This is a genomic window from Pseudomonas sp. DD1 (assembly GCF_044510355.1).
GTDB classification, from domain to species: domain Bacteria; phylum Pseudomonadota; class Gammaproteobacteria; order Pseudomonadales; family Pseudomonadaceae; genus Aquipseudomonas; species Aquipseudomonas shahriarae.
This window is the reverse complement of sequence record NZ_MSAJ01000029.1, coordinates 65,558-77,471: the sequence shown is the minus strand read 5'-3', so window position 1 is coordinate 77,471 and position 11,914 is coordinate 65,558. Positions and strand designations below refer to the sequence as shown.

At 60.1% G+C, this 11,914-nt stretch carries 11 protein-coding genes and 1 pseudogene; 2 read left to right on the top strand and 10 right to left on the bottom strand.

What is annotated here, in order from left to right; translation table 11 throughout:
• Positions 1-29 precede the first annotated feature (29 nt).
• Positions 30-1,127, top strand: a pseudogene (locus PSFL_RS16720) (IS3 family transposase).
• 510 nt (positions 1,128-1,637) lie between these two features.
• Here PSFL_RS16720 and PSFL_RS16715 read toward each other — a convergent pair.
• On the bottom strand, positions 1,638-2,012 hold the full coding sequence (locus PSFL_RS16715) for a nuclear transport factor 2 family protein (protein WP_057436977.1): 375 nt from the start codon (positions 2,010-2,012) through the stop codon (positions 1,638-1,640).
• Positions 2,013-2,138: 126 nt separating this feature from the next.
• On the opposite strand from PSFL_RS16715, the gene PSFL_RS16710 reads away from it, so the two are divergent.
• Positions 2,139-3,023: a LysR substrate-binding domain-containing protein gene (locus PSFL_RS16710; RefSeq protein ID WP_198831080.1), complete on the top strand. Its 885-nt coding sequence runs from the start codon at positions 2,139-2,141 to the stop codon at positions 3,021-3,023.
• Between the two features lie 101 nt (positions 3,024-3,124).
• Here PSFL_RS16710 and PSFL_RS16705 read toward each other — a convergent pair whose 3' ends face one another.
• The 9 genes from PSFL_RS16705 to PSFL_RS16665 all read right to left on the bottom strand — a co-directional run bounded on the left by PSFL_RS16705 (position 3,125) and on the right by PSFL_RS16665 (position 11,901).
• Positions 3,125-3,727 carry a hypothetical protein gene (locus PSFL_RS16705; RefSeq protein ID WP_057957964.1) on the bottom strand — a complete coding sequence of 201 codons (603 nt, stop codon included), beginning with the start codon at positions 3,725-3,727 and terminating at the stop codon, positions 3,125-3,127.
• Positions 3,724-4,296, bottom strand: a complete 573-nt coding sequence (locus PSFL_RS16700) for an RNA polymerase sigma factor (RefSeq protein ID WP_057436971.1) — start codon at positions 4,294-4,296, stop codon at positions 3,724-3,726. The genes PSFL_RS16705 and PSFL_RS16700 overlap by 4 nt, the downstream gene beginning before the upstream one ends.
• Before the next feature lie 94 nt (positions 4,297-4,390).
• Positions 4,391-6,022: a von Willebrand factor type A domain-containing protein gene (locus PSFL_RS16695; RefSeq protein ID WP_397470291.1), complete on the bottom strand. Its 1,632-nt coding sequence runs from the start codon at positions 6,020-6,022 to the stop codon at positions 4,391-4,393.
• Between the two features lie 203 nt (positions 6,023-6,225).
• On the bottom strand, positions 6,226-6,876 hold the full coding sequence (locus tag PSFL_RS16690; RefSeq protein ID WP_057436967.1) for a DUF799 domain-containing protein: 651 nt from the start codon (positions 6,874-6,876) through the stop codon (positions 6,226-6,228).
• Entirely contained in the window at positions 6,873-7,235 is a 363-nt protein-coding gene (locus tag PSFL_RS16685; RefSeq protein WP_057957961.1) for a DUF4810 domain-containing protein, read from the bottom strand. Before PSFL_RS16685 ends, PSFL_RS16690 begins: the two co-directional genes overlap by 4 nt.
• A 29-nt stretch (positions 7,236-7,264) precedes the next feature.
• Positions 7,265-7,945, bottom strand: coding sequence for a CsgG/HfaB family protein (locus PSFL_RS16680; protein WP_057436965.1), 681 nt, complete (start codon positions 7,943-7,945; stop codon positions 7,265-7,267).
• A gap of 31 nt (positions 7,946-7,976) precedes the next feature.
• Positions 7,977-8,558: a hypothetical protein gene (locus PSFL_RS16675; RefSeq protein ID WP_057437666.1), complete on the bottom strand. Its 582-nt coding sequence runs from the start codon at positions 8,556-8,558 to the stop codon at positions 7,977-7,979.
• A 140-nt stretch (positions 8,559-8,698) separates the two neighbouring features.
• The gene (locus PSFL_RS16670) at positions 8,699-11,272 is read right to left on the bottom strand and encodes an autotransporter outer membrane beta-barrel domain-containing protein (protein ID WP_397470290.1); all 2,574 of its coding nucleotides are present in this window, start codon (positions 11,270-11,272) and stop codon (positions 8,699-8,701) included.
• A gap of 62 nt (positions 11,273-11,334) precedes the next feature.
• A complete protein-coding gene (locus tag PSFL_RS16665) occupies positions 11,335-11,901 on the bottom strand; it encodes a hypothetical protein (RefSeq protein ID WP_397470289.1) in 567 nt (188 codons plus the stop codon).
• Positions 11,902-11,914 lie beyond the last annotated feature (13 nt).

Below are 11,914 nucleotides of genomic sequence, written 5' to 3'. Positions count from 1 at the left end.
CGAGAATGCTCGCCAGATCGAGGTGTCAGATGACCAAACAACACCGCTCCTTTACAGCTGAATTCAAACACGAGGCTGCCGACCTCGTGCTCAAGCAAAACTACAGCTACATCGAAGCCAGCCGCTCACTCGGCGTTGGTGAGTCAGCGCTACGCCGCTGGGTTGACCAGGTTCAGGAAGAACATAAAGGCGTCACTCCGCAGAGCAAGGCGCTGACCCCAGAGCAGCAGAAAATTCAGGAACTGGAAGCCCTGATCGCTCGGCTTGAGCGAGAGAAATCAATACTAAAAAAGGCTACCGCGCTCTTGATGTCGGAAGATCACGAGCGTTCGCGCTGATTGATCAGTTGAGCGCCTATGAGCCGGTTGGTTAGCTGTGCAAGGTATTTGACGTCACTCGCTCCTGTTACTACGCCCAGCGCCTGCGGCGCCGCATGCCCGATGTTGAACGGCTTCGATTGCGTAGTCGTGTCAGTGAGCTGTTCTCACAAAGTCGCAGCGCTGCGGGCAGTCGCAGCATCCTGTCGCTAATGCGTGAAGACGGAGAGCAGCTCGGTCGATTCAAAGTGCGCAGCTTGATTTAGTCAGCAAACCACCCGGCTCCCACGCTTACAAACGAGCGACAGTAGAAAGACTCGATATCCCGAACACGTTAAACCGTGAGTTTGATGTGCCCGCTCCCAATCAGGTCTGGTACGGCGACATCACCTATATTTGGGCGCAAGGAAAATGGCATTACCTGGTTGTCGTCCTGGATCTGTGCACTCAGCGGATAGTGGGCTGGGCACTGTCGGAAAAGCCGGACGCCGAACTGGTGATCAAGGCGCTGGATATGGCCTACGAGCAGCGTGGCAGGCCTTCTGGCCTGCTATTCCACTCGGATCGAGGGTCGCAAGCCGGTTATTTCGCCAACGGTTGTGGCGATACCGCATACGCCAGAGTATGAGTCGCCGGGGAAATTGCTGGGACAATGCACCGATGGAGCGAGTGTTCCGGAGTTTGAAAACTGAATGGATACTGGCCGTAGGTTACAGAACTGCGCAGGAAGCCCAGCGCGACATCAGCCATTTTTTGATGCATCGGTACAACTGGATTCGGCCTCACCAATTCAACGGTGGGCTGGCGTGAGTTCGGGCCGAGGAAAAACTTAACGTCGTGTCCGTGATTAGTTGACCACTACAGAATGACCTGATTTGGCCGCTTACTGCCCTTCATTACTGGCTACTTTTTTGGGTGAGCTCAGTCGATTAGGTTCGTGGAGAGGCTTAGCGACTGATCGGGATGCCACAAATTTGCCACACTCGCCCCACTAAACGAGGCGAAAACCCGCTAAACCCAGCTAACACAACCCATTGATTCTCCAGCTAATCCCCGCTAACGTATTGATTCTAAACGTCGACTTTTAGGACTCCGAAGGCAGGGGTCGTGGGTTCGAATCCCGCCGGGTGCACCAGATACAGAGAAAAAGCCCCAGGTCGCAAGACCTGGGGCTTTTTTGTGGGCGCTGTTACAAAGACTCTTCTGCCGGCCATATCCAACTAGGCAAAGCGCTTTTGCGTTGTAAGTGGGAGTGCGTAAACTGGCAACGCGAAGAGTGCACTACATAAGTTTGTTCTCATTTTTCATCTGGCCGTTAGCTTACTGAGTTGTCACTTCACCGGCCTTGTGAAAGAGCTTTGCGAAGATCATCCACTGGCCATCGACTTTCATCAAGTTCAAGTAGTCGACCATGACGTTATTGAATAGGCGCAAACGCACTTTAACGATGGCCATTTCCGCAGACATCACATCAATCATCAATACTTCATCAAGTTGTGGAAAACCACCTTCCTGTGGCGACTGACGGCCTTGAACCATGGCCCTGTACTCATCAAAAGACCGGACGACCACGGTCGAGTCTTGTGCGCTATATAATACGCAACCCCGATGAAAGACCCGATCAAACAGATTCAAGTCCTGGGTTTGCAGTACATCAAAGTAGTTTTTCAGAAACGACTGGATTTCATTGATCATGGCGAACAACTCCCGTTTTATTAGCATGACATTATTTAAATAATTAAATCGTCGCTATTATCGGTATCTCGCTCGCTTCACGTATAGCGGCTATTATTAGACTTTTCCGTGAAAGGAATTCACCTATTGAAGCTCCCTCCACTCGCCGCATTGCGCGCCTTCGAGGCTTTGGCCCGGCTGGGCAAGGTGAATTTGGCGGCCGTTGAGCTGCACGTGACCCACAGTGCCGTCAGCCATCAGATTGGCTCTCTTGAAGAGTATTTGGGTATTGCCTTGGTGATGCGCAGCGGACGTTCCCTGGTGTTGACGGAAGAGGGGCGCATTTATGCCTACCAGATCAGGCAGGCGCTGGGTGAAATCGCCGGGGTCACAGAGAAGTTTCTGGCGAGAAGCAATTTCCCGCAACTGACCCTGTCGGTGCTGCCCTCCTATGCCATGCACTGGTTATTGCCGCGCTTGCACGGCTTTATGAGTGCCCATCCCGGGCTGCGCCTGAAATTGGAATCGACCATGGCGTTCGCCGGTTTAGAACAGGGCCTGGTCAATTGCGCAATCCGCTTCGGTCACGGCCAATGGCCCGATATGCATTGCGAAACACTGATGAGCGACTCATTGCTGGTGGTCGCTGCTCGCGACTTCAACCACGGTGTATTGCCAGACACGCCGCACGCCATCCTCGAGCAGCCACTGCTGCACGCCAGTGAAAGCTGGGCAACCTGGCTGTGCGCCGCAGGCGTGGAGGGGCAGCGCCCTCACGCCTCGCTGGAGTTCACCGACTCCACCTTGCTGCTCGAAGCGGTACGGCTCGGGCACGGCGTCGCATTGACGCGCCGCTCGATCGCCCATTCACTGATTCAACGTGGGGAACTGGTCAAACTCACCGACATCGAACCGGCGCATTCTTCGAGCTACTACCTGGTCTGGCCACTGGGGATTAAACGTTCGGCGCAATTAACCTCCCTGCACAGCTGGCTCAAAGACCAAGTCGTGGCGTATAAAGACAGCCTATAAAACCGCTGCCTGTAGGTCTTAGTTCAAACTGGTCCGGGAGCCGCAGATACAGACGAAAAGCCCCAGGTCGCAAGACCTGGGGCTTTTTGGTGGGCGCGGGTTCAACGCTTTTGCAACGCTTCCAACCGGGCGGGCAGATCTTCGTCAGGAAAGCGCTTGTGCAGCGCCAGCAGCTTCTCATCCGCCGCCCTGCTCTCTCCCGCCTCGCGCAGATGCACAATCTCCTCAAGCCCCTGCTCCAGGGACTGCGGTTTGGCGGCTATCTGCTTGCTCATTTTCGCCACGGGCTCATCGGCCATGACCGCCGCCATCTCGGCCTGGACCGACGCGCTGTCAGCCTGTGGTGCCATCGCCATACGGGCCATGGGCGCGGGGGCGGCTGGGGCAGACAGTGCCTGCGGCGGTGGCGCAGCGGCATATTCGGCGGCTTCGGGCAGGTCGATATCAGGTACTGGCGAGCGCATTACCACGCCAATCATCAGTGCGACCCCGGCCACGGTGGCAAACGCCATCTGCCAGCGTGGTCGTTGGCAAGCTTGCAGCCAGCGTTGCCACAGGTTTGGCCCGGGAGCCGGTGCTTCGCGGCGGGCGGCGGCGAGGATGAAGGCGTCGAGGGACGCAGGCGGCTCGCTGGCGCTGTGTTGGCGAAAGTGCTGGATCAGCCCTTCGTCAGTCGGATCCTGGGGGTGTCGGGAGTCAGTCATACGGGTACCTCCTCGGCCAGCAGCCGACGCAATTTCTGCTGGGCGTAACGCAAGCGGCTTTTTACCGTTTCCAGTGGGCTGCCGGTCAGGGCGGCGATTTGTGGCAGTTCCAGGTCGCCGTGCAGGCGCAGCATAAACACTTCGCGCTGGTCTTCGGGCAGGTCTTGCAACGCTGCATCGAGACGGCCCTGGTCGCGGCTCAGGCTCAGTTGCTGCTCGGGGCCGGCGCCGGCGTCGGGCTGGGCGTGCAGTTGTTCGTCGTAGCTGTCGTGCAGCGGGTTGTGGATGCCGTGCTTGCGCCAATGGTCGATCAGGCGGTTGCGGGCAATCTGGAACAGCCAGGTACGAAAACTCGCGCGGCCTTGTGGCTGGGTAGTGCTGCGGATCAGGCTGAGCCAGGTGTCCTGGTAGATTTCCTCAGCCAGTTCGGCCTTGTTGCAGAGGCCCACGAGAAACCGGTAAAGGCCCTGGCGGTGCCGGGCATAAAGGATTTCGAAGGCGCCTGCATCGCCGCTGCGGTAGCGGGCCAGCAGCGATTCGTCGCTGGGTGGATCATCTGGTACGGCCATGTTAAGTGGCGAACTCCTTTCGATGGATCACTGCAGATTACCTGTGGGAGCCGGGCAAGCCAGCTCCCACATTAGAGCTGTATCGTGTGCAAGATCAGTGTTTGAGGCTCTGGGCCAGCTCCACCAACTGTACAAATTCATTACGCAGGCCGTAGGGATCATCACCCCGGGCCGAGCGGGCCAGGGCGGCGGTGTCTTTTAGGCTCATGCTGCCAGTGTAGCGGCCATCGCCCTTGAGCTGTTGGGCGAAGGCGGCCACGGCGGCCGAGAAGCGCAGGTCGTCGCTGGGCGTGTGTTGAGCACTCTTGATCGGGTGTTCGATCAGGCGACTGCTGCCACCCGCCGCCGGCTTGTAGCGTACCCGCAACATGGCCAGTTCTGTGGCGTTGCCCTCGCCAGCCTTGGCCTGGCTATAGCGCAGCGGTTCCAGCCAGCCTTTTGAACCCTTGGGTACTATTTCATACAGCGCTGTCACGGTATGCCCGGCACCGATTTCGCCGGCGTCCACCTTGTCATTGCTGAAGTCCTCACGTTTCAAGGCGCGGTTTTCATAGCCCAGCAGGCGATATTCGCTGACCTGGGCCGGGTTGAATTCCACCTGCAGCTTTACATCCCGCGCCACCACGGCCAGGGTCGAGCTGAGTTGCTCCACCAGGACCTTGCGCGCTTCGCGCAGGTTGTCGATATAGGCGTAGTTGCCATCGCCCGCGTCGGCCAGTTGTTCCATCAGGTGTTCGTTGTAGTTGTCCACACCAAACCCCAGGGTGGTCAGGGATACCCCGCTTTTGCGCTGGTCCACGGCCATCTGCTTGAGGCTGTCGAAGTCGCTGATGCCGACGTTGAAGTCACCGTCGGTGGCCAGCAGGATGCGGTTGATACCCTGGTCGATAAACCCTTCGCGGGCCATCTGATAGGCCAGTTCGATGCCCGATGCGCCCGCCGTGGAGCCGCCGGCGGTGAGTTGCTCGATGGCGTTGCGGATTTTTGCCTTGTCACGCCCGGACGTGGGCTTGAGCACCACCCGCGACTCGCCGGCATACACCACCAGCGACACGCGGTCCTGATCGCGCAGTTGGTCGACCAGCAGCTTGAGGGTGCTTTTCACCAGCGGCAGGCCTTCGCGGCGGTCCATGGAGCCGGAAACATCCACCAGGAACACCAGATTGGCCGGCGCCAGTTCGGCCACCGCACGCTCGGAGGCCTTGATGCCGACGCGCAGCAGGCGCGTGTTGGGGTTCCAGGGGGTGGCGGCGACTTCGGTGGTCACGCCGAACGGTGAGCCATCGCTCGGCAGTGGGTAGTCGTAGGGGAAGTAATTGACCATTTCCTCAAGTCGCACGGCACCTTCGGGCGGCAGCTGGCCTTGGTTGAGGAAACGCCTGACATTGGCATAGCTGCCCGTGTCGACATCGACGCTGAAGGTCGAGACCGGGGTTTCGGCAACGCTGTGCACCGGGTTGTCCGGCAGGTTTTGATACTGCTCACGCGGCTCGGCGCGGTACTCCATCGCCACAGCGTCATGCATGGCCATCGGTGCCGGCATCGCCATTCTTTTGAGCATGGCGCCCTGAGCCTGGACAGGCACGCTTTGCAGTTCGGGGACGGCAGCCGCTTCGGGCGCCTTGGCCTCGTCACGGGATGACAGCCCACACCCGGCAAGTGCCATCAGCAAGGTCACGGCAAAGCCCTGGGCAGCGGGGCGCAGGAGGAGAAGAGGATGGGACATGGGCTGAACCTCGTGTGTGAATGATGCGTTCACAAGGTCAGACGTAGGAGCGTCGGGATTCGGGTTAGCGTCTGGTCACTCAACCTATGTGGGAGCTGGCTTGACCTGCGATAGCGGTGGGCGAGTCAATACATACGGTGACTGACCTAACGCTATCGCGGGCAAGCCCGCTCCCACATTGGAGCGGCAGTGACTGGTCCAGATCAGTCCGAGCCGTACTTGGGCGAGCGCGGGCCGTACAGAATCCCGGTGCGTTGCCCGGCCGACAACAGGCGCGCGCTGGTGATACCAGCAATCGGATGCGCCGCGTCGGTGGAGCTGTTGATCACTTGCTTGACCGCCGCAGTGATCAGCATGCCCACCAGGCCGCCGCCGTTGTTGTTGCCTTCCTCGCTGGACGCCCGTGCCGAGCCGGTCCACAGGGTGGTGCCGGTGCGCAGGTCGACCAGTTTGGCCGAGGCTGTCACGGAGGTGTCGCTGGTGATCAGCATGTACTTGGTGCCGTACTCGCTGACGGTGATGTACAGCGCCGCGTCTGCGCCGAAAATCTCATGCAGCTTGCCCGGCGGCACGCCCTGGATATCGTTGGCGGTGGTCAGGCCGTTCTGGCGGAAGGTTTCGTCCACCAGGGCAATCGGCATCACATAGTAGCCGGCTTCCGCTAACGGGTAGGTCACCTGCGATACCAGGCTGTAGGAGGCCTGCACTTCAGGGGACTCGTTGATCGGTGGCAGCACCAGGATCGACTTCGGCCGCGCCTGCTTGTAGGCCGAGTAATCGACGGTCTTGGGTGCCGCGCAACCGCCCAGCAAGGCCAGGGCGAGCAAGGCGCCGGTGAGTTTCAAAAAGCTCATTTCTTCACCTCTGGGGCCTTGGCGTTCTTGAGCAAAAAGTCCATGTAGGCAGCAGACTCGGGGAACAGCGCCTTCTCGGTGCGCAACTGCTGCACCATCTGGTCATCCTTGCCCATGCTCAGGTACAGCAAGCCCAGGTGGGCGTGGTAGCCCGGCGGGGCCTGGCGGCCACTGGCGTTGATCTTTTGCAGGTCGCGTTCCAGCGCTTCGACCTGGGCTTCCTTGGGCTCGCCCTTGAAGTACTCGTAAACCTGTGGCTGGTAGCTTTCCCATTGATACAGGGGCTTGGGTGCCGTCTGGCACCCTGCAACCAGCGCGGTTGCTGTCAGCATCAGCGCTAACTTAACTGCCTTGCTCATCCGTGTACTGCTCCTTGAAAACACTTAAATCAGTTACGCGGGTTCCAGGCGCCGGCGTTGATACCGTCGACCAGGCGGTTGATCGCTTCGCGCATGGCCAGGTCCAGGACCTTGCCATTGAGGGTGGAGTCATAGCTGGCGGTGCCGCCAAAGCCCACGACTTCACGGTTCGACAGCGCGTATTCACCGGCGCCCTGGGTGGAGTACACCACTTCGGAGGTGCTGATGTTGACGATATTCAGGTTGATCTTGGCGTAGGCCACCTGGGTCTTGCCACGGCCGAGAATGCCGAACAACTGGCGGTCGCCGGTTTCTTTGCGGCCGAACTCGGTCACATCGCCGGTCACCACGTAGTCAGCACCCTTGAGGTTCTGGACGGTGCCCTTGATTTTCGCTTCCTGGGAGATTTCGCCCATGTTGTCGCGGTCCAGCACGCTGAAGCGGTTGGTCTGCTGCAAGTGGGTGATCAGGATGGTCTTGGCCTGGCCACCGAGGCGGTCCACGCCATCGGAGAAGATCCCGCGCATGTAGCTGGAGCGGTTATCGAACTTGCCCACGGCAATCGGCACGCGTACGCCGGAGTAGGCGACGCTGGCGCTGGCGACTTTTTCGATCGGCAGTGCGCGGGAGCTTTCCGTGGCGCAACCGGCCAGGGTCAGCAGTGCCGTGGCGGCAAGGCCGGACAGCAGGATTTTGCAGAGTGATTTCACAGGGTGCTCCTAGGTGAATAAATCCGGGGTATTAACGTGAGGGTATGGCGCGCAGGTCGTGCACGATGTAATTGCTCAAGCCACCGGTGAAATGGCGCTCGATATTGGCGTTGCCTTCATTGGTCAGGACCCCGCCAATGGTCTTCCATTGCTGCACCTGGCCGCCCCAGTTATTGGGCACCAGGCCACCCCGATCCTGGGCAAAATGCAGCACCTCGGCGTCGGCTTTCTTGACCTTGACCTTGTAGCCGAAGTCGATGCTTTGCAGGATGGTGTTGTCGTCGACCACCAGGCTGGTGATACCGCCCTTGGAGTCGAGGATATGGCGCACGTAGACGATATCCACGTCCAGCAGGTAGTCAGCGGTCTGCTTGCTGCTGGCGTAGCGCTTGGCCTTGAGCAGACGGTCGACCAAGTCGACGCCCAGTTGCTCGCGGACTTTGGCGTCCGACATGAAAATTCGGCCCTGCCCCACCACTTTGACGTCGAAGGTATCGACCCAGAAGGTGGCGGTCTTGGGAATGGTCACGGGTGCTGGAGAGATGTAGTACGGGGGTTTGGAAGCGCAGCCGGCCAGAAAGGAAAGAGCCAGCAGCAAGGCAAAAATGCGCATCTTCAAATTCATCCCTGATTAAGTGCTGCGCATTTTACGGGGTTGAGAGCGGTTCTCAAGTTGTTTCGCACTGGTGGGAGCAGGCTTGTGTGGGAGCAGGCTTGCCAGTTCCCACACAAGCTCGCTCCTACCAGGACGGTTTAGAACGCGTAACGGGCCTTGAGCATGACGCCATCGGCATCAAACCCACTGCGAGCCTGGCGGGTGTAGCTGGCGCCGACGCTGAACGCCGAGACCTGATAGTTCACGCCCACGCTGGCTTCATAGCTGTCACGCGCTACCGATGCGCCGGTCACGCTGAACGTCGAACCACCGTTCACAAAGCTGGAAGTCTGCGCCACGCGATCACCCATCAGGTCGTGATAGGCCATCACGGTCGCTTCCGGTTGCAGGGTGCCAGCACCAAGCGCCAGGTTGCCTGCCACACGCAGGCCGGCGCCCAGTTCACCGACTTCGTAACGCTGGGAACCGGTGTTCAGGGCTGCCGAAGAGCCCTTCTCATGCAGGCTGTCCATGTGCACGCTGGAGTAACGCGCGGCGACACGCGGTTCGATCAGCACACTGTCCGACGCTTTGAAGCTGTAGCCGCCGATCACGCTGGCCGACAACGCCTGGCTGTCGTAGCTGCCCTTGGCCGTGGTACCGGCGATGTGGCGCTTGCTGTCGTTGTCGTTGACGCCGTAGCTCAGGCTGCCATCGACAAACCAGTTCTGCAGCGACCAGTTGCCATACAGCGACAGCGCGTTGCCCTGCACTTCAGTCTTGTTGCCCAGGTCCGAGTGGATGTTGGAGTTGAGGTAGCTGTACGCCACGCCCACGCGGGTGCTGTCGTTCAAACGCCCGTCCACGCCGACGGCCACGCCGCTGCTGTTGGCCGAGTAACCGTTATCACCACCGCGACCGTCCTGGTCCATGTTGCTGCTCAGGCCTTGCACCCACACGCCGCCACGCTCGCTACCATCGCGCTGGCCGGCCAGGCGGTTGAGGATCGTGCCGTTGATCACGGTCTGCCCGGACAAGGCTACGTCCAGCGCGCCACGGTTTACGTCAGGCTTGAGCTGTTCGCCAATCTGCGCCAGTTGCTGGGCGCTGCCAGCGTTGGCCACGGCCTGGAACACTGCGTCGTCCTGGCTCAGTTGCCCCAGCACTTCGTTTTTCAGCAGGTTCACGGCGGTGACTGCCGAGGTGCTGGCGCCCACGCCGCCGAGGTCGGTTTGCACCTGCTCGTCTGGCTTCAAGCCCACCACGGCCTTGACCGTCTGCGCATCGGCCGAGTAGCTGAGCACATCGAGCAACGATGAGCTGCTTGCGACCGTCAGGCCGTTGTTTTGCACGCTGCTAGCTTGCAGCAGGGTGTATTCGGTGCCGCTGGGGGCTGCGGTGAAATCACCGGGCTTGGCGCTCAAGGTCACGTTGGAGCCCTGGGCGAAGTGCGCGGCGCCGCTGACCGTGAGGTAAGGCGTGGTCGGTACGACGCTATTGGACAGGCGCATATCAACCCCAGCGCCGCTGGCTACATTCAGGTCGCCAGTGATGGTGGTGCCGGCGCCGGACAGGTTCAACGAACCCGCGTTGACCGATACCGGGCTGCCAATGCGCGCGCCGGTAAAGTCGGCCTGGCCGTTGATGTTCACAGCCGTGACACCGAGCACATCACCGACGATTTTGCCGCCGCTCCAGTTCAGGCTCGCCAGGTTGGCCGCGTCGATGGCGGTGCCGGAGTTGCTGCGGATTTCCCCGGCTTGCTGGTTGATCTCGAACGGCGTCAACTGGTACTTCGGGTTGACCTTGATCGCCGTCGCGTCGGCGCTGATCACGCCACGGTTGATCAGGCCGCGCTCACCGCTCGGCGAGGTGGTGTTAAAGGTCGCGCCTTGCACGTTGAAGGCCATGGCGTTGCTGCCGCTGGCTTCGATGGTGCCGGTGTTGAGCAGGTAATCGTAGGTGCCCGCATCGAGCTGCACGGCAATCGCCTGCCCGCCGTTGACGGAAACCAGGCCGCTGTTTTCGATACGCAGGGGGTTGGTATCGGTTTCGATCTCGATCCCCAGGGCCTCTTCACCGGTAACGCGGAGGGTCCCGGAATTGAGCAGCTTGCCACCGATGGTCACCGGCAGGTTGTTGTGGGTATCGAGGATCAGGCCATAGCCGTAGTAGGACGTGACATCCACCACACCGCTGTTGACCACGTCGCCCGCCACGGTGGTGCCGTTGAGGTAGATACCCTCGGCGTCGGACTCATCACCGGAGCCGGGGACTTCGACCAGGGTGATGTTGCCCGAGTTGATGATGCTGCCGCCCACGTTGCTGGCACCGACTTCAAAGCCTTCGGCCCAAATGGTGTTGCTCAGGTGGATATTGCCGGCCTGGATGATATCGCCGGTGATGTTGCTGCCGGTGGTGGTGAGCATTTGATCCAGCGCCCCATCGACGATCAGGCCACGGATGGCTCGGCCGCTGGCATCCAGGGTGAGGTTGGCGTCGTTGCGCAGCGTGCCCTGGATATTCGTCAGGGCAATATTCACACCATCGGCACTGGGCTGGGTCGACACCACGTTGCGCGTGCCCACCAGGGTCACAGGCTCGTTGAACGTCTGGGAGGCCCATACGTTGTTCTGCCCGGTGCTGACGTCAAACTCCACCGCGCTGACTTGTGCGGCAACTGCGCTGACCATCATGGCCAACAGGGTTTTCTGGAACTGCTTGCGCTTCATTTGAAACTCCATTTACTACGGACAACACCGCCAATGTGCCCGGCGGTTGTAGGGTGCATGATTCAGGACGCGGGGACGGGGATGCGCTGCGCAGGGTCGGTGATGTCATAGGCATGCTGCTCACAGCCGGCGCCGACAATCACGAATTCCACCAGGTAAACCTTTTGCTTTTGCGGTTTGAACGCCGAGGTCATCGGGCCGCAGGCGTAGACCGTTTTTTCGGCGTAGCTGTAGTAGTTCGAGTCATACACTCGCGACTCGCCCAACACCTCGATCGTCTGCCCCGGATCGGCCAGTACTTCCAACTGCGGGAAGCGTTTGACGGCAGCGCTGTTGGCCACCTCGCTCATCTTGGCGATCCAGCCAAACACCTTGCCCCGACCAGAATCCACCACCGTGCCGAGGATCTCCGGCCGCTGATCGGCATCGCCGCCACGGCGCACGGAGAACTGCACGGGGTAAGTAAAGCCGGTGGCGCGCATGATCACCTTGGCGTGTTCGGCGTCCGCCACGACTTTGTTCTGCTGCAACTGCACGCCATCTTTCAACAGGCTGGGCGACGAGTCGCGGGCATTGGAGTAGCAGCCCGCAAGGGCCAGGGCCGCGAGGATAAAGGCAACTTTTTTCATAAAGGGTCTTCCG

Coding starts and splice junctions, on each gene's coding strand:
- PSFL_RS16705 (WP_057957964.1), bottom strand. CDS start 3,727: ATGACTGACTCCCGACACCCCCAGGATCCGACTGACGAAGGGCTGATC.
- PSFL_RS16700 (WP_057436971.1), bottom strand. CDS start 4,296: ATGGCCGTACCAGATGATCCACCCAGCGACGAATCGCTGCTGGCCCGC.
- PSFL_RS16690 (WP_057436967.1), bottom strand. CDS start 6,876: ATGAGCTTTTTGAAACTCACCGGCGCCTTGCTCGCCCTGGCCTTGCTG.
- PSFL_RS16695 (WP_397470291.1), bottom strand. CDS start 6,022: ATGTCCCATCCTCTTCTCCTCCTGCGCCCCGCTGCCCAGGGCTTTGCC.
- PSFL_RS16715 (WP_057436977.1), bottom strand. CDS start 2,012: ATGATCAATGAAATCCAGTCGTTTCTGAAAAACTACTTTGATGTACTG.
- PSFL_RS16670 (WP_397470290.1), bottom strand. CDS start 11,272: ATGAAGCGCAAGCAGTTCCAGAAAACCCTGTTGGCCATGATGGTCAGC.
- PSFL_RS16685 (WP_057957961.1), bottom strand. CDS start 7,235: ATGAGCAAGGCAGTTAAGTTAGCGCTGATGCTGACAGCAACCGCGCTG.
- PSFL_RS16675 (WP_057437666.1), bottom strand. CDS start 8,558: ATGCGCATTTTTGCCTTGCTGCTGGCTCTTTCCTTTCTGGCCGGCTGC.
- PSFL_RS16665 (WP_397470289.1), bottom strand. CDS start 11,901: ATGAAAAAAGTTGCCTTTATCCTCGCGGCCCTGGCCCTTGCGGGCTGC.